The organism is Bacillus sp. 22-7 (assembly GCF_010628845.1).
Classification (GTDB): Bacteria; Bacillota; Bacilli; order Bacillales; family Cytobacillaceae; genus Cytobacillus; species Cytobacillus firmus_B.
Genome location: NZ_NJQY01000006.1, coordinates 169,180 through 186,717, shown reverse-complemented (window position 1 = coordinate 186,717; position 17,538 = coordinate 169,180). Strand labels below are relative to the sequence as shown.

10 protein-coding genes are annotated in these 17,538 nt (G+C 35.4%); 4 read left to right on the top strand and 6 right to left on the bottom strand.

The window, feature by feature from the left end; genetic code table 11:
* Positions 1-111: 111 nt before the first annotated feature.
* From istB to CE058_RS04775, 4 genes are all read right to left on the bottom strand, one after another.
* Positions 112-900 carry an IS21-like element IS643 family helper ATPase IstB gene (gene istB / locus CE058_RS04790; protein ID WP_035332672.1) on the bottom strand — a complete coding sequence of 263 codons (789 nt, stop codon included), beginning with the start codon at positions 898-900 and terminating at the stop codon, positions 112-114.
* Positions 900-2,444, bottom strand: a complete 1,545-nt coding sequence (istA, locus tag CE058_RS04785; RefSeq protein WP_163141123.1) for an IS21 family transposase — start codon at positions 2,442-2,444, stop codon at positions 900-902. Before istA ends, istB begins: the two co-directional genes overlap by 1 nt.
* Before the next feature lie 291 nt (positions 2,445-2,735).
* Positions 2,736-3,320, bottom strand: a complete 585-nt coding sequence (locus CE058_RS04780; RefSeq protein WP_163140626.1) for a hypothetical protein — start codon at positions 3,318-3,320, stop codon at positions 2,736-2,738.
* Between the two features lie 22 nt (positions 3,321-3,342).
* On the bottom strand, positions 3,343-4,269 hold the full coding sequence (locus CE058_RS04775) for a DUF5655 domain-containing protein (RefSeq protein ID WP_163140624.1): 927 nt from the start codon (positions 4,267-4,269) through the stop codon (positions 3,343-3,345).
* A 439-nt stretch (positions 4,270-4,708) separates the two neighbouring features.
* On the opposite strand from CE058_RS04775, the gene CE058_RS04770 reads away from it, so the two are divergent.
* From CE058_RS04770 to CE058_RS04755, 4 genes are all read left to right on the top strand, one after another.
* The gene (locus CE058_RS04770; protein WP_353618128.1) at positions 4,709-4,900 is read left to right on the top strand and encodes a type I restriction enzyme endonuclease domain-containing protein; all 192 of its coding nucleotides are present in this window, start codon (positions 4,709-4,711) and stop codon (positions 4,898-4,900) included.
* Positions 4,901-5,085: 185 nt separating this feature from the next.
* On the top strand, positions 5,086-7,875 hold the full coding sequence (locus tag CE058_RS04765; RefSeq protein WP_163140622.1) for a TrlF family AAA-like ATPase: 2,790 nt from the start codon (positions 5,086-5,088) through the stop codon (positions 7,873-7,875).
* An 83-nt stretch (positions 7,876-7,958) separates the two neighbouring features.
* Positions 7,959-8,690 carry a hypothetical protein gene (locus CE058_RS04760; RefSeq protein ID WP_163140620.1) on the top strand — a complete coding sequence of 244 codons (732 nt, stop codon included), beginning with the start codon at positions 7,959-7,961 and terminating at the stop codon, positions 8,688-8,690.
* 261 nt (positions 8,691-8,951) lie between these two features.
* Positions 8,952-11,840 carry a DEAD/DEAH box helicase gene (locus CE058_RS04755; RefSeq protein ID WP_163140618.1) on the top strand — a complete coding sequence of 963 codons (2,889 nt, stop codon included), beginning with the start codon at positions 8,952-8,954 and terminating at the stop codon, positions 11,838-11,840.
* A 16-nt stretch (positions 11,841-11,856) separates the two neighbouring features.
* Here the strand turns inward: CE058_RS04755 and CE058_RS04750 are convergent, their stop codons facing one another.
* Together CE058_RS04750 and CE058_RS04745 are read right to left on the bottom strand one after the other, a co-directional pair.
* Positions 11,857-12,267, bottom strand: a complete 411-nt coding sequence (locus CE058_RS04750; RefSeq protein ID WP_113881642.1) for a (deoxy)nucleoside triphosphate pyrophosphohydrolase — start codon at positions 12,265-12,267, stop codon at positions 11,857-11,859.
* A gap of 387 nt (positions 12,268-12,654) precedes the next feature.
* Complete coding sequence (locus CE058_RS04745; protein ID WP_163140616.1) at positions 12,655-17,511, bottom strand: AAA domain-containing protein; 4,857 nt, start codon at positions 17,509-17,511, stop codon at positions 12,655-12,657.
* Positions 17,512-17,538 lie beyond the last annotated feature (27 nt).

The following is a 17,538-nucleotide window of genomic DNA, read 5'->3' as shown; positions in this document are numbered from 1 at the left end:
AAAGAGGGGGTGTTTGAACGCAATAGAGCACAGTCTGATAGTATTGAGGTTTCTAACTTAGTAAATAAAGAATTTGATACAAATAAGCTGGTGTAGACGTCAAGTCGAATTTTACACTTTTTGCTCGTTTCCTTTTGACACTTCTGCTGAAAAAATGCTTTTTCGGTTTTTCATCCGATGACTTTCCTCATCCTCTCCACCATGTATGACTTCCACACGATGAAGTAAACGGTCCAAAATAGCTGTCGTAATGCCTTGATCTCCAATTAAATTACCCCATTCATCTGGACTTTTATTTGAGGTAAGGATGATCGAACTTCGTTCGTATAAATGATTAATTAAATGAAAAAATAAGTTTGCTTCTCTCTGATCCATCGCCATGTACATCAAATCATCAATAATCACAAGATCGGCATTTCTAATTCGTTTGAGTTGGACTTTAGATTTATTCAGATATTCTTCTGTCTTTAAAAGCTGCACAAGCTCACCCATTGTAGTGAAGTAAACATTGAATCCTCTGTAAACGGCTTCGAGTCCCAGCCCAATTGCGATATACGTTTTCCCAATGCCAGGGGGACCTAGGAGAATTAAATTATACTGTTGCTCTAACCAGCTTAATTCTCTAAGTTGAGAAAGCTGGCGGGCTGTTAGAACGTTTTGACCTTTAAGTTCAAACTCATCTAATGACTTCAAGAAAGGGAATCGTGCCCATTTCATTCTTTTTTCAAGGCTCTTCGCTTCACGTTTTGCTAATTCATACCGTGTGATAGATTCTAAGAATTCCAAGTAGGTCCATGATGCTTTTTCAGCTTCGCGAAGAAGCTGTGGCAGCTCCTCCGCAGTCTCTGATAAACGTAACTGACGAAATTGATCTTGTAATTCATGCACCGTCTTGTTCATTATGCTCGACCTCCTAAAATGCTAGTATACACATTTAAAGAACGGGTAGAGGCCTTAATATGAGGATGTTTTGCTGGATTGGCATAAAAGGATTGTACCTCTTTAACTGGTTCATCACGCAATGTATCAAGATGATGAGCGATATCACGAAATTCATTCGCATTGTATAGTTTCTCTGTCATGCACTTGGTCATCACAGTATCAATTAATGCTGGATACTGTTGAATCACCTTGTAGATGATCGCAAACTGGTCTCGACGATACCTCGGGTATTTTTGGCTGATCTCATCAAAATAAGCAGCTGCCTGAGTCTGATCTTCAAAGTAAGAGATGAGACGTTGCTTAAGCTCTTCAACCCCTTTTGAGCGATCACGAGTATGATGACGGTTTTGAATGAGTTTTCCTTTTTCTAAGCTAACAAAGTGTTCGGTAATTATTTCACCATTTGCTTCTTTACGTATCACAAGCGTTTGTTGTTCGTCGTCTGTCACTTCAATCCATACAAGATTTTCAGACATTGTTTGATAAGTCCCTAGTGGAACAGAATAACGGTTTGACTTATAACGGATCGTGTTGTCCTTGCTTACACTTCTTGTTATACTTTGGTTATTGGTACTTTCATATGAAAGTAACGAAGAGACTGGCTGTAAGTGTTGCTTTTCGAGGAGAAACACTTCTGCTGGTCTTTTTTTCGTTGTCTGGTGAACCTGATGGTTCCCCGTACGTTGAAGCCACTGTAGTGCTCGATCATTCCAATCTTCTATGTCTCTAAACACTCGACTGTCTGCGAAATTGCCTTTTATGTATTTCACTACATTTTCAATCATGCCTTTAGATTCCGGATCAGCTCTTCTACACAAGTGAACTTTGAATTTACGCTCATTCACATAGCTTTGAAATTCTGCTGTTAAAAGCAGCTGACCTGCATTTTCACTCACTGTGATTAAGTGGTCCTGATCATAGACGATTTCTTCTGTTCGTCCTCCGTAGAATTGAAATGCATTTTCATGACACCTGATCGCATCTCTTGTAGTAAATGGACGTGCCTGCCATTCCATATACTTATGTCTGGAGTGAGCGAGTACAAAGGCAATAAAGTACAGTTTGATTTCTTTATTGTCCGTCGTCTTCTGTTTTGTTTCACCCCAGTCTACCTGAAGTTGTTTACCCATTGGTCGTTCAGGAACAGCTTCGTATTGACGGACATTGACCTTTTTCTCAATCTGATAGACTTCACGAATATCTTTCACATAAGATCTCACAGTACTTGCACCGACCAATAGGTCGGGATATCTCTCCAAAAGCCAATCATGAATTTGAGCACTACTCAGGTGAGGATACTCTTCTAGCCAGGCAAGTATCCAGTCTTTATAGTGATCTAATTTTTTCTTCTTCCCCAAAGGCTGTTCGGTGTATGCTCTTGCTTCATCAAATGTCATTTCCAAATACTTATAGACAGTTGGTCTTGAGATCTTAAGCTCCTTAGCGATTTGTGCTACTTTAAATTTTCTTTTATGAAGTTCATGAATCATTACATATAACACTAACTTCTCCTCCAAAAACCCTAACCTCCAGTAAAATAACGTCACTATCTATTTTACTAAAGCAGTAGGGTGATTGAGCAAAAGTGTAAAATCTTATCAAGCAAAAACTGTCAACTTTATTCTAGCGTTTACAGCTGGTTCTGATTAATGATGGAATTGGCAGAAACCGAACCTTTTTAAATACCAATTATTTCCATTTTTTTACATGTGAATGGAATCAATAACTTTGAAGTTATTAACTACAAATAAAAAAGACGGGCTTGCGTAATTGCTTGCCCGTTTCTTTGACGACTATAGCATTATTTTAAATCGCCAATCTTTATGTAAATGATTAGGATCAAGTGGTGAGTTGCCATTTCCAAAACTTGAAAAAACAACTGAGCCGTTCTTTCTGATAATAACGTAGTCATCCTTGCTATTCTTATCAATAGCCACTGCTCTTTGACCTTCCTCTAATATAGATTGTATTTCACTAGCACTATATTCTTTTTCAAGTTTAATTTTTAATTTCTCAAATTTTTCAGTTTTATCAGCTGTATATAATTTATAAATTATTACTAGTACTACAGAAAGAATGGTTAAAAAATCACTAAAATTTTTCATAAATGTAATAAACCCAATTATATATGGATAAGATGAATTTTCTTTAGGAATATCATTTTTAAAGAAAACTAATATTGCAATTCCTAAAACAATCGTAGCTAATATGTTTACGCTATTTTTTAAATTAGGCTTCTCCTTTAAAAAATCCTCAATAACATAAAGAAAACCTGCAAAAGTAATTATAGGGGTTATAACATTTACATCAAACCAAAATAAATCTGCAATTGCTATAACAAAAAAAATGCCTGGGATAAAAAACTTATCACCTTTCATTAATCAAAAACACTCCATTTCATTAACTTACATCATAAGCCATGTTAATAAGGCGTTTAGCCCTTTCTATATCTTCTCCGTTAGAAATCGTTACTTCCAAGTCACCCGTGCCAAAATGCCCAATGTTTGATACATCACGGGTAAAGCCATTTTCTAACGTAATACTACCTGGCTTAACCTTTACAAAAAGTAAAATCTTACCCGTTCCTGGATGTACTTCAACGCAAGCAAAATTTTTAATGCGTTTAAACGCTATATAATGTTTGAGTATTTTCATTTGGACGTCATCACCTAACGCCATCATATAGGCTTTTAACGTTTCAAATCTATCAGTTAGTTCTGTATTAGCCTGATTTAAATAATCAGATACAGTTTTTACCTTAGTATTACGGTTAGTTGCCGTAGTTGGTGCGGTAGATTCATCACTAATATGTACGGTTTGTGCCGTTGTAGCGTTAACTAAATCTAGTAATAATAGACCGTCACGATAATGTTTGTACTGATAAAGCTCTATATTACGGTTTATTTGTTGTACGGCGTGTTCGTCATACTTAGTAAAACCTCCCGCAATACATAGTAAACGTGGGCTGCTCCAATCAATAGTGTCTGAAACGTTTGCACCGTACCTACGCATTACCATCAATTCGAATTCCGCTTTATGGTCTAGTAGCCAATCCAAGTAAAACAAGCCTTGATTGATAACATTTTCGTTCATAGATCGCTTATATTCAATTATTACGGGTGAATTGTTTTCATCAATGCCCAACGTATCAATACGCCCTGCATGACGTTTACCCGTACCATGTTCAGAGGCCAAAAATCGTACACCTAAAAAGGTTTCTAAATGGCGTTCTATTATATGTTGTAACGATTTTTCAACCGCAACTGATTGCCCTTCTAGTTCATTAACGCTATCCCCGTTTAACCTAAATAATTTAATATCACCCATAGTACGTTACCTCCTTACCGTAAAAATAATTATAACATTTCGTATTTGTAAAATCTTCCTGAAATTTATTTTTGCACTTTATAATTCGGCTAAAAACCAATAAGCCTTTAGCGTTAAATTTGGGAACTCTTCGATGCAGTAAATCAAATATATCTAGGCATATGTCGAACGGAAAAGTAAAAGAAATCATTACGAATAAGGTTGCAAAGGTTATTTTTTTAAGGTGTTCTATCTGATAGATCCAACTTAAACCTGCCGGAACAAATAGCTCTGGAAATCGAAAGATTAATAACCATCAATTAAAAGAAGAAAGGGCCTGACCCCGGCTGCGTTAATACGTTATTTAGTGAGGGGACAGGCCCTCCTATTCTTCAGAATTCACTGTTTTAGGTTCAGATCCTGATATAAAGTCATTACTACAAGATGAGATAAACTCAATATTGCTAAAGACTTAGCAAAGACGATTAAAGAACATCGCTCTCATGAATGGAATAAGAAAGAAAGTGCTCAAGCAAGAATGAGGTTATACATTAAAAAGGTATTACGTAAATGGGATTATCCACCTAACAAAGAACCTATAGCTGTTGAGGATTTATTAGAGCAAGCTAAGTTGCAGGCTGTTAATATGTAGACTTTTTTTGGCTAACTAATATTTCATTAGTTAGCCTTTTAATTTACGCACAAATTGCAGTTTCGATATGTATTTATTTTTAATTTAGTAATATTCAGTGTTTAAAGGTTACAATTTTCGATGAATTTTTAAAGAATCTTACACTTTTTGGCATTTTGTATTAGAATTGTGTAGAGGTGATATTCTTGTTTAATGGGATGAAATGGTTAAAATGTGATTTACAAATGCAAACACCAGGAGACCCGCATAATTGGGTAAGAAATTGTGATGCATACATTGGTAGTACGTATACTGAGGAACAACTAAATCAATCGGTTGATTTATATTTAAAAAGATGTCATGAGGTAGGATTAAAGGTTATAGGTGTTACTGATCATAATTTTATTGGTAAAGATTATCTAAAACGATTAATTGAGAGAAATCAAGAAGTGGCAAGGACCTTGGATAGTGAACCTTTAGTCATCTTCCCAGGTTTTGAAGTGGAGATTTCACAAGGTTTAGGGGTGCATGTCTTATGCTTATTCGAATTCAATACCCCTTTAGATGTAATAGATGAAATGGTTACAGAACTTGGCTTACCAAGTAGAAGAAGAGTAATTAATGGTTCTATAACTCCTTTAAATAAAGATTTTAATAGCATTCTTACATTTATACAAGAGCATAAGGACTATCCTGGAATTGTAGTTGCTGCTCATCCGCTTGCTGAAAGTGGAATGTTGAATGACAGCTTTATGACGGATCACTTCCAAAGAGAAATGTTTAAAGACCCAAGATTATTAGTAATGGAAATCCCTAGAGTAATAGAAAGCTTACCGAGAGGTATAAAAAAAATAATCCTATCTAGTGATGATTGCCATGAACACTGGAAACGTGATAGAGCTATTGCGACCGTAATGTCTTCAGATTGCTATAGTTTAAACGAAAGTGACAAAGGTTTCATAGGAAAGAGACACAGTTGGATTCAATTTTCAAAACCTTCAATCGATTCATTAAGGCAGGCATTTATTGATCATAGCTCTAGGATTAAATTGCAGGTCTCTTCTCCGAATGAAGGTAATAATTATGGAAAGATAACCTCGCTAGAAATTAGAGATGTATCTTTCTTAGATAATCAAACTATTAATTTTTCACAAAATTTAAACTGCATAATTGGGGGAAGGGGTTCTGGTAAGTCTTCAATATTAGAGTATATAAGACTTTGTACAAATTCCTTATCTAAATTCAATGAACAGTTATCTAGAATACAAAACACACTTCAACAAGATACTATATTAAAATTGACTTGGCAGGACCCTAACGGTCTCACAGATGTCCTTCATTTTTCAAATGGACAAGTTACAATACCTTCTAGAACAGAAGTAAAAGATATAGATGTGATATTTAAAAGCTTAGGTATAAATATTTATAGTCAGCGCGAAATTACACAAATGGGCCAAGACTCGCCCTCACTAATGCCGTTAATCGATAGAATTTCTGAAAATGAGTTGAAAGAGGAAAATAATCAAGAAAAAGAAGTAGCTGAAAAACTTATTTCTCTAATTCAAAGTGAGCTGAAATTTTTGCGTCTGAAGGAAGAAAAAATTGAATTGGAACAAGAGTTTGAAGAATTAAAAAGAAAGTGGGATACATTTACTTCGGTTAAGGAGTTTAGTGAAAAGAAGAAAAAAGTAACACTAACTAGAGATTTTGTATCTAAAGTTAGAAGTGATAAAACTGAGATTGATGGCAGTTTAGAACAACTTGTAGAAACATTAACAACCATAAATGAACAATATGAAAATATGGTAATAGATAGTGAAAACCTAATTAAATCTGAATATATTAATTATATTAAGGAACAATTTGTTCAAGCTATTAAGTCAATAAAAAGTGAAATTCAAAAAACGAAAGAGGATTTAAATAATAGTTTACTAAGTGCAATTGACAACCATGACTCATGGGATAGTTTAAAAAATGAATTTGATATAAATGAAAAAGAATTCGAAGATGCGTGTAAGGCGAAAGGTATTACAGAAGAGGAATTTGAATTACTAAAAGATACAGAGCAAAAGTTGAACAGAAAAGACCAGGAAATAGTAAAAAAGGAGGAGGAACTTACTCGAACTTTAGAATTAATAGCGGAAAAAGGAAATTTACATGATAGATTAAATGAGATCTGGAAAAAGCAGCATGAAATTAGGCAAACAAAGGTAAATAACTTGATTAGCATTGACACAATTCCAAAGGTTACTGTTGATGGAAACGATGTTCCATTTTTAAAAATAGATATAATTTACATGGGTGATTTCAATCACTATATGAAATTGTGGATGGAATTCCCTATTGATGGTCGGTCTAAATTGGGACGGAACTGGGAGTTCATTGGAGAACTTGCGTACTCACAGTTTCAACAACATACTACAACACCTTCGCCATGGGTTATTATACAAGAATGGTTAGAGAGTGAAGCTAAAATACCAAGTGAATTAAATCCTTTTTATGAAGAATTAAAATCTCATTTGAATGATCATTTTGAACAATGGGAAAAATTCCGAAACAAAAGAATTCAAGATGCAATTGATATTACATTATATAGAGCAGATGGAACAAGAGCTGGATCACTTTTAGACAATGGCCTATCAGATGGACAAAAAAATACAGCGATACTGACTTTGTTATTTACAGAGGGCACAGGGCCGATAATCATTGATCAGCCAGAGGATGAGCTTGATTCTGATTTTATTTATAATGAATTGGTTCCAATCATCAGAAAGATGAAAAATAAGCGTCAAATAATTCTTGTTTCACATAATGCTAATTTGCCAGTGAATGGAGATGCCGAATTAATCTATGCATTAAAAACTGATGAAGGAAAAGGGAAACTTAGAAAAGAAGGTGGATTAGATAATCCAGATGTGAAGCGAGCAATTTTAGATATTATGGAAGGTTCAGAAGAGGCATTTAAAAAAAGAAGCGAAAAATATAATAGTTATTGATAATTGAATATATAGTTATACTTTTTATCACGGAGTGAAATTAGCTCTAGTGAAAGAACTGAAGGATTTTAAGGAGACGGTTTATGCCAAGAGTATCAGAAAAAACTGCTGAACTAAATATAACTTCAGAGCTGCATTATGAAGCTGTTACTAGTGGATATGATGTTTGGACTTATGGACCGACACAACGGCGTGAAGCTATATATGGTTTTGATACTCAACTAAAACAGTATGCTTTTCCCTTGTACTTGCAATATAAAGCTCCAGACACTTTTAATAAGGGTTCAAATACTTATAAATTCAAAATTGATAACAAAGCTAAAATTAGATATTTAAAAATTAAGAAGAAGTTGAAACATATTGGCACTTTTGGTCAAGTGGATCTATTACAAAGGTGGGCTTCGGGAAGGTCGCATGTAGGGTTGGTATTTCCGTGTTTCGAAAATTATGGTGTTATTAGGCGTAGAAATAACTGGTTAGACTGGACATGCTTTTTAGATGTTACAAAGTTAAAAAGACTGAGTGCAGGAAATCATGTAGCAAATGTATCTCCAATATTGGGGAGTGTTGGAATTCCTACAGGCTTAAAAGTTGTTGTAAATTCAGAGGTACAGGAATTTGATTCTGTGCCTACTTTAAGGGAAGTAATTAATCAGGTCACAGCAATTAATTTTTTCAATGAAAATAAAGGTAAGGATCCTGATGGCTTCTTAAATGATGCAGATTTTGAGATTTTTGACAGAGATATTGATCTAGAAGATTTAAAGAAATTAAAATTAGGTTTACATATGTATTTAATCGGAGATGATTACTGACAAATAAGTTTTTTTGATACAAAAAATACTCACCAGCACCCATGTGTTGCTACATACACTCTGGACATGTCGAGTGAGGGAACAAAAGAGCAGTTGAATCTAGCTACTTTCTTTAAGATTAATTACAATTACTAACACCCACTATATACATAGTGGGTGTTTTTTGCTGGAGCTTTCTCAATTATATTGTCTATCCCTCCTACTCATCATCAACTAAATGCTTTACAATAATGGTAATGATATACAGGAGGAATAACTAACATGTCAACTTTCATTCAAAGTTTAGAAGATTCCTTGTATAAAGGATTTATTAACTCAGATAGGATTGATAAAGGAAATTACCCGCCTAAATTACTGTTGAATAATAGTGATCATAATGAGTATGTATTAAATTCGTTACAGGAAGAACTAGAGCAATGTGAATCATTTATTTTTTCAGTTGCTTTCATCACTGAAAGTGGGTTAGCAACTTTAAAGTCCTATTTATGGGATCTTAGGCAAAAAGGGATTAAAGGGCGTATTTTGACATCTACTTTTTTAAGCTTTAATCATCCTAAAGTTTTTAGAGAGTTAATGAAGATTGAAAATGTAGAGGTTAGATTAACGGATATTAAGGGTTTTCATTCAAAGGGCTATATATTTAAACAAAGAACTCACTTTTCTTTGATAGTAGGAAGCTCTAACTTAACCGCTAATGCAATAAAAATGAATTACGAATGGAATGTAAAGCTTACCTCACATGAAAATGGAGAATTCATTCACCATTTTAAGCAGCAATTTGAGGATATATGGGAAAAGGCAGCACCGCTTACTGAGGATTGGATTAATCGCTATGAGGAACAGTATACGCCTTTGGTAAACAGTAAGGTTATTGACCGAATTGGAGAAGCTTCTTCTCAATATGCTGGCAATGCTATAGAGGATTCACTTAAAATCGTTCCAAATAAAATGCAGCAGGCTGCCTTAGAACAGATTCAGGCTTTAAGAAATGAAGGCAAGCAAAAAGCATTAATTATATCTGCAACTGGTACAGGTAAAACATATTTGTCTGCATTTGATGTACGAAGGTTCGCTCCTAAACGAATGCTTTTTATCGTCCATCGTGAACAAATATTAAATAAAGCAAAGGAAGATTTTAGAAGAATTCTGGGCGGTCTCGAAGAAGATTTTGGTATTCTTTCCGGTTCAACTCGTCAAAAGAATGCTAGATATTTATTTGCTACAATACAATCTATTTCTAAAGAAGAGCACTTGTCTTCGTTTGCTAAAGATGACTTTGATTATATTTTAATAGATGAGGTACATAAAGCGGGAGCAAGCTCTTACCATAAAGTTATGGAGTACTTTACTCCACAATTTATGATGGGAATGACTGCTACTCCGGAACGAACAGATCATTTTAACATATTTGAGCTATTTGATTATAACATCGCATATGAGATTCGTTTACAGGAAGCACTTGAGGAAGATATGCTCTGTCCCTTCCATTACTTTGGAGTAACTGACTTTGAGTATGATGGGAAATTAATTGATGATGCTTCAAAGTTGAGTGACCTGGTAACAGAAGAGCGAGTTAAGCATATTATTGAAAAAATCATTTATTATGGGGCTTCTGGAGAAAAGGTCAGAGGGCTTATGTTTTGTAGTCGTAAGGATGAAGCAAAAGAGTTATCGCGCTTGCTCAATGAAAAAGGCTTCAATACCGTTGTATTGACAGGAGAGGATTCCCAGGAAGAGAGAGAAAGAAGGGTAAATCAATTAGAGGCTGGTATAATCGATTATATTCTCACTGTGGATATATTTAACGAGGGAATTGATATTCCGAGTATAAATCAAGTCGTGATGCTAAGACAAACCAAATCAAGTATTATTTTTATTCAGCAATTAGGTAGGGGTTTACGCAAACACGATTCTAAAGAATTTGTCACTATCATTGATTTTATTGGTAACTATAAAAATAACTTTTTAATTCCGATTGCTCTCTCAGGTGATAAATCTGTAAATGAAGATACAACACGCAGATATACTAAAAATACCAGTTTTATTAAGGGAGTTTCAACGGTTAACTTTGAAGAGGTAGCTAGGAAAAGAATTTTTGATGCAATTAATGATATGGGATCCCAGACAAAAAAGTTATTAAAGGATGCTTATTTAGAATTAAAGAATAAAATTGGCCGCGTTCCAAGATTAGTTGATTATACAACCTATAACTCAATCGATCCAAATGTCATTATTAATGAATATACAACCTACCCAAAATTTTTAAAGGTAGTAGATAAGATTTCTACAAGTCTTTCTGAGTACGAATTAAAAGTGATTAGTATGCTGTCAATTGAAGTGATGAATGGAAAAAGACTGCATGAGGTTATCTTGTTAAATGAATTATTAATAAATGGTGAAATAATCGTTCAAGATTACCTGAATATCTTAAAAGAGAATAACTGCTATGTTGACGAAAATACATTAAAATCAATTGAGCGTATATTTAACTTATCCTTTTTTACAAAAACGGACCAAGCTAAATATGGTGGAGAAGAAATCATTGTATTGGAGAATGGAAGCTATAAATTCGGAGAAAAGATAAATAATTATTTTATTAAAAATAAGGAATTAGAATTACATTTGCGTGATATATGTGAGACTGCTTTCGAAATCAGTAAAAAATACATGAGTAACGAACCCTTAAAGCTGTACGAAAAATACTCGAAAAAAGACGTGTGTAGGCTATTAAATTGGGAGAATGACGAAAAAGGAACTATGTATGGGTATAAAACGAAGCATGGTACTTGCCCTATCTTTATCACGTATCATAAAGATGAATCAGTTGAAGCGAGTATTGCCTACGAGGATGCTCTCATTAATCAAGAAACATTATTGTGGTTTTCTAGAAATAGCCGCGTGATTGAATCGAAAGAACTGCAGCCGATTATTCATGCTGAGGAACGAGGTATTGAAATTCATATCTTTATAAAAAAAGACGATGATGAAGGTACAGATTCCTATTATCTTGGAAAAGCTTCACCTATTATTGACACTGTCACACAAACTACTATTCATACTGATAAAGGGGAAAAGCCAATTGTCAATATGAATATGATCATGGAAACCCCAGTGGAATATGATATGTATAAATATCTTACTGCTGAATAGGGTGAAAATAGTCTTCTTAGATAAGAAGACTATTTTTTTCTTGAATCAGTTGTTCAACCGCGGGTATGTCTGCTGGTGCCCAAACTAGAGATTTAAGATTTTCTCGTTTAAACCAGACAAGCTTAGAATGCTCAGTTGCAGTTGGTGTTCCTTCAATTAATTTTGCCTTTATTGCAATTAAATTAATTGTGAAATTATCGTATTCATGTGTATGATCATTAAATATTCCTTCTGTATGTATGACACAATTCATTTCTTCTTTGATTTCTCTTTTCAACGCTTCGTAAAGGTCTTCACCTTTCTCTACCTTACCGCCTGGAAACTCCCACATATTTGGAATACTCATTTCCGGGGACCTTAAGGCACATAAAATTTCATTTTCATCATTTTCAATGATCGCTGCTACTACCTTGATTGCTTTTTTCACTATTGTCCTCCAATTTATATTTTCTTTTTTACTTGCTTTAAGTTTAATGAAATATAAATTAGTTGTAAACCTAATGATGGATCCGGCATTTTTATCTAGTCGTTATATAGAAGTGACTTCAGCGAATTGGTTATCACCCTATCAATTATTTGCGACAGAGATTTGAAGGGGAAGAAGTTAGCCAATCAACATTTGACAGAATTAAAGTATTCGAAGATGAAATAGTAAAAGGATTTGGCAGTGGGGCAGCAATTTCATATAGCACCATATAAAGTTTTCTTTTTGTCGAGTTTTGCTAGCTTTACTGTAATATGAAGCAGGCAATTTTTATTGAATATATTAAAATGTGAAGAAGAAAGAACCGACCAATATGATCGGTTCTTTCTTTTACCCCTGATAACTAGTAAACCAGGCAGGCCTTTTATTGGTTGATTTACTCCCATTATATGCAAAGGTGAAGGTTATTTTTTGATTTCTCAGCTCTTCTATCAAGTCAGTTAACTCTTGATCGCCGATTAGCCATAGTGCTCCGCCTTTTTCTCTTTTATCAACCACTTCGTACCCTAGATTTTCAAGGTATTGTTTAAGACCTGTTCTGGATGTTGCTGTTTTATCAATTACAGCTGTGCTGTTTTTTGATTCCCTAGATGAATTATCTAATTCCGTTTGGGTTATTACTGTCTTTTCATCATCGTATTGTTCACGTAGTAATTCGTTATTGGAAATATTCTTTTCCGTTTGTGGTGAGATGACTAGTTCTAATCCAGCAGCAATCTCGCCGCTTGCAGTTAATGTTGGCTCCGTCTGATGAGATGAACTTTCCTTCATATTTGATTCACCATTTTCTTTAGCATGCATAGGTTCAATATCATAATATTTTAATGTATCCCACAAAGAGGAAAGAGCTTTTTCAGGGTTAAAGTAATAATCACTGCCTCTGACTCTCCAGAATGTCCATCCGCAGCGTTCAAGGATACGCTGGCGGTTCATATCATAATCGTACCGGTCAGGACCATGCCATTGGTCTCCGTCACATTCAACTGCTATTCTGCCTTTTTGCCCTTCAATGACCATGTCAATTCGGTAGCCAGCTACTTCATGTTGAGGGATGACTTTGTATCCTCTCGCAGTGATTTGATCAAAGACTGATCTTTCAAAGTCACTTTCACAAAGGGAACGGTTTGCTTCCAATATTTCAATGGCTGGGTCTTCACAATAGGAGATTAACTGATAACGGAAACATTCTTTATTTCGGAAATCATTAACTGTCGGTGAATGGAAGAGCCATAACTGGTCTTTTGCACGGCTGACCGCAACATTGAATCTTCTTTTATCTTTTTCAGTCGCTAGTGCTCTCATCGTTGTTTGACCAGTGGCGGCTACCATGCTGATGAACATAATGTCCCGCTCATCCCCCTGGAAAGCATAGGCATCTCCGCAGATAATATTTCTTTTTTCAATTTCTTCCGTTCCGATTTCTTCAACCAGAAGCCTTTCGATTAACTGTGCCTGCCCTTCATTTTGGAGCGAAATAACACCCATGGATTTATCTTTGTAAATATGGTTATTTATACACTCCTTCATTTGGCTCACTAATGCTTCTGCTTCAGGCTGGTTAACCACTTTTGAACCAGATCCTTCCCGATAGCCGGACGGAACATGAACAGATTTAATTGGTTCTAACCTGTTAGGCGGGTATTGTCTTAACGGAATTAATGGTGTATTTGAATAGCTGATCCTGTTGGAGAATTCGATAATCTCCGGCATACACCTGAAATGTTCTCTTAACGTAATTCTTCCGCCAAATAACACGTTTGCCAAATCAAAGAAAGAATTTTCAATATCTAGCATGTCAGCAAGTTTGAAGTCACTAAGATACTGGTTGCGCAGATATTGAACATCTTCACGTTTAATCCCTACATATTCAGGACTGATCTGTTTGTCATCCCCAACGACTATCAGCTTCTTTGCAATATATTGCAGAATAACTGCATCTGGACCGGATTGGCTGGCCTCATCAATGATGACAACATCAAAGAGGTTAGGTTTTACATCAAACGTTTCAAACACTCGATATAACGGCATGATCCAAGCTGGAATGGCATCCCGGCATTCAGACATATGTTTTTGGGCATCTTTGAGATGGATGTGAGCATTTTTCCCGGTTCCTTTCCCGACCTTTCTCATCGAGGTAGTCCAGGCAAGCAAGTGCTGCCTCTGTCCTTCAGTCATGGAACCTAATGTAGAATACCAGGCTTTTTTAGCTCCTAACCTGCTTATTGTCGATTTTATTCGTTTGTCTAAATCATTCAGTTCTTTTGTAAGTGACTTTTCATCTGTATTTGAGAAATCAATCAGCCAACTTTTTGCTTTTGCCCATTTCATGGCATTTGGCAAATGTATAAACCGTTCCTTCCAAACAGGTTCCTCATAAGAAACAAGAAGATCTGAATATAGCTTAGGAAGCGAAATCTTAAGCTTCTGTAATAATGCTTCACACTTGCTGCTTTTTCTTCCATACTCATCTAGTTCATGGATGAGTTTAATATTTTTTGTGTATTTTTCAGAATCTCTGTTCCGAATTGAATCAATTAAATCACCAACAACCTGATGTTGTTCGTTTGTACCTACCGACTGCTGAATGTTTCCGATAAGAGAGTTCATTTTCAATTGGATTTCGTTTAATTCTTCTTTTAGATTCAACAATTCAAGCTGAGTTAGTAGAGAAGCAATTTCTTCATTGGTAATAGCGAGTTCCTCAAATAAATGAATATGCCCGAAATCGTTTGTTATTTTTTCCATTAATTGTTTATAATCCAATAATAGGTTGAATGGCTCGATTAAATCTTCTATATTCGCTGCATTTAGTGATCTGGACTGTCCAAAGTTCTGTTCAATCTTTATTTGATCCTGGACCACTTTACCAATCCGATTTAAAGTATGATCTACTGTTACTGCTTCTTCTAAAAAAGCTACCGTTTCGACGGAATCGCATTTTCGGCCATCAACTCGGACATCTTTCACGATATACCAGGCATCTTTCACGACTTTAGGTCTCATTAAAGGGACGCCGAGTCCTTTTCCTTCTTTCAAGTGAGCATGAAGTAAGGATACGTCCGACAGAAGCTGAGATAATGGAACTTGGTCAGTACCATGAATTTCAGTTAAACTATGCTTTGATGCAAGACCCTTGATCTTACTAAGTGATTCGATGACCTGTGTATAAAACTCTTCCCAGGGTCTGAACCTATTCCCTATAAGATCCTGGAAAGCTGAAGATAGCCACTGCTGCTTTTTCATTGCAATCTGGTTGGATAGGGAAGACATCTCATTAAGTAATTTATTGAGCAAAGCTTGCTGGTCTTTACTTAAGCTTGAAAGTATCTCAAGTTTATCTTGATTTGCGATTTCGTAGTTTTTAATTTCTTCATTTAAGGAAGATTCACGCTTCACATTTCTTGTGAATGTTTCTTCATCATCTAATAGATCATGAGGTGGAAATGATAATTGAATTTCCTCCTGAATATTCTCATTTAGAAGAGATAATAATTCCAGGAGTTCTGCTGCCTCAGAGCTGGTAATAGGGCATTCGGCATCCATTTTAACCTGGTCTTTGAGCCAGGAGTAGTAGTCTTGTTCTTCGTTAATAGTCATAGCAATCTTTTGGGCTGTTCCCTGGTATTTTCCATCTAGCAGATTATGCTGAAATGTTTCTTTCTCCCTGATTGATCGCATTTTGTTTTGCAGGATTGCTTTCTCTTTACGCATTTCTTTAAGTTGAGTTGTCAGTTCAGCAATCTCATTGGACATCAGTTCTGAATTCCAGGTATCACGCTTGTTTGAAATCGTTTGAACGACCTTTTCTAAATCTTTGAAGGATTTGGAATCGGCGCCAAGTAAGCTAACACATAGACTTTGCAGTTCTTCTGGAATTTTTCCTTTTAATACTTTAAGAGCTCTTGCCGTTTCACTGGTTATGAGCACTCTTTTCCCTGTAGAAAGCAAATGAGAAATCAGATTGGCAATTGTATGGCTTTTTCCTGTACCAGGAGGTCCCTGGACTAAAACTCCATTTCTGGTTTCCAAATTCTTGATTATCTTTTGTTGATCTTCATTTGCTTCAAGAGGGAAGTAAATAGTCGAATCAACTGGCAGGGTACCGGCTGATTGGTTATCCTGGGTGCCGGCAGACTGATGGAAATCATCAATTTCTTCAAAAATCCTCTTTATACCTTGAGGAACTTCTTCTCCTGACTCCTTCACATTTTCTACAATTGTATTACAAGCCTGCTGAAATCCTTTTTCAGTCCGCTTCCTTAAAATAAGGGCAGGACTGTAAAAAATGCTAGGTTCTTTATATGTTTCCCTGGTATTGGCCAACTCATTTTCATGGAATGTTCCATTTGACGATAATGAAAAAGCAAAGGACCTGCAAATTGAATTTAATAAATTTTGATTCCAGAAAGACTCCTGTAATTCTTCTAATTTTTCCGCAATAGGCAATAAAGATTTGTTATCTAATCTGCTGCTTAATTCGAGCATATCCTGCTCTAATTCAGGCTTAATTCCTTCTGATGATGGCATTACTCGTATAATTCCATTATTGGCATCAAATTGAAACGCACATGAAGCGGTTACTATATGCCTGTGGATGACTTGGCCATTAGGATCTTTCCAATTCAATAGCCCAACAGCGGCTATAAGTTCATACTGATCCCCGAGCTTTTTCTGTTTTTGATAAATGGAGAATAACTTTGTGTAAATATCCTGGACTTTTTCATAGCGTTCGAATTCCTCTTTCCACACATTCCATTTACCTGCTAAGTAGAAATCAAACGTACGCTGTATATCTGAATGATCTTCCAGGTATAAATATTTTTGCTCAGCCTCAGAATCAGCTTCAACCTGTTCTTCATCCTCCTGAAAATCAGGATTCGGGATTTTCTCCAGAAGGGCAGGTTCAGTAATGTCTTCCGGTTTGTAAGAAGAGCTTAACCAGTCCATTAAAGCTTTAGGCGGATGAGGAAAAACTGGCTTCATTGGTTTTTTGATTTCCACCCAAGTATCTTTTACTTTTGAAATAAGCGGTGAAATACAACCATTTTCATCTGGGATTTCATTTAAAAATACGTAGTTCTCGTAGTTTTGTAGATCTCTAACCAGTGGGGCTTTTAATAAAGAAAGTTCCTTTAGATATGTAAATAACCTGACTGTTTTATCTATATGTAAATCAGTGTTAATCAAAATAATCATCCTTTCAGCAAAAACTAC

Bases quoted from the DNA above. Each gene is read 5' to 3' on its own strand.
- istB (WP_035332672.1), bottom strand. From the start codon at position 900: ATGAACAAGACGGTGCATGAATTACAAGATCAATTTCGTCAGTTACGT.
- CE058_RS04780 (WP_163140626.1), bottom strand. From the start codon at position 3,320: ATGAAAGGTGATAAGTTTTTTATCCCAGGCATTTTTTTTGTTATAGCA.
- CE058_RS04775 (WP_163140624.1), bottom strand. From the start codon at position 4,269: ATGGGTGATATTAAATTATTTAGGTTAAACGGGGATAGCGTTAATGAA.
- CE058_RS04760 (WP_163140620.1), top strand. From the start codon at position 7,959: ATGCCAAGAGTATCAGAAAAAACTGCTGAACTAAATATAACTTCAGAG.
- CE058_RS04755 (WP_163140618.1), top strand. From the start codon at position 8,952: ATGTCAACTTTCATTCAAAGTTTAGAAGATTCCTTGTATAAAGGATTT.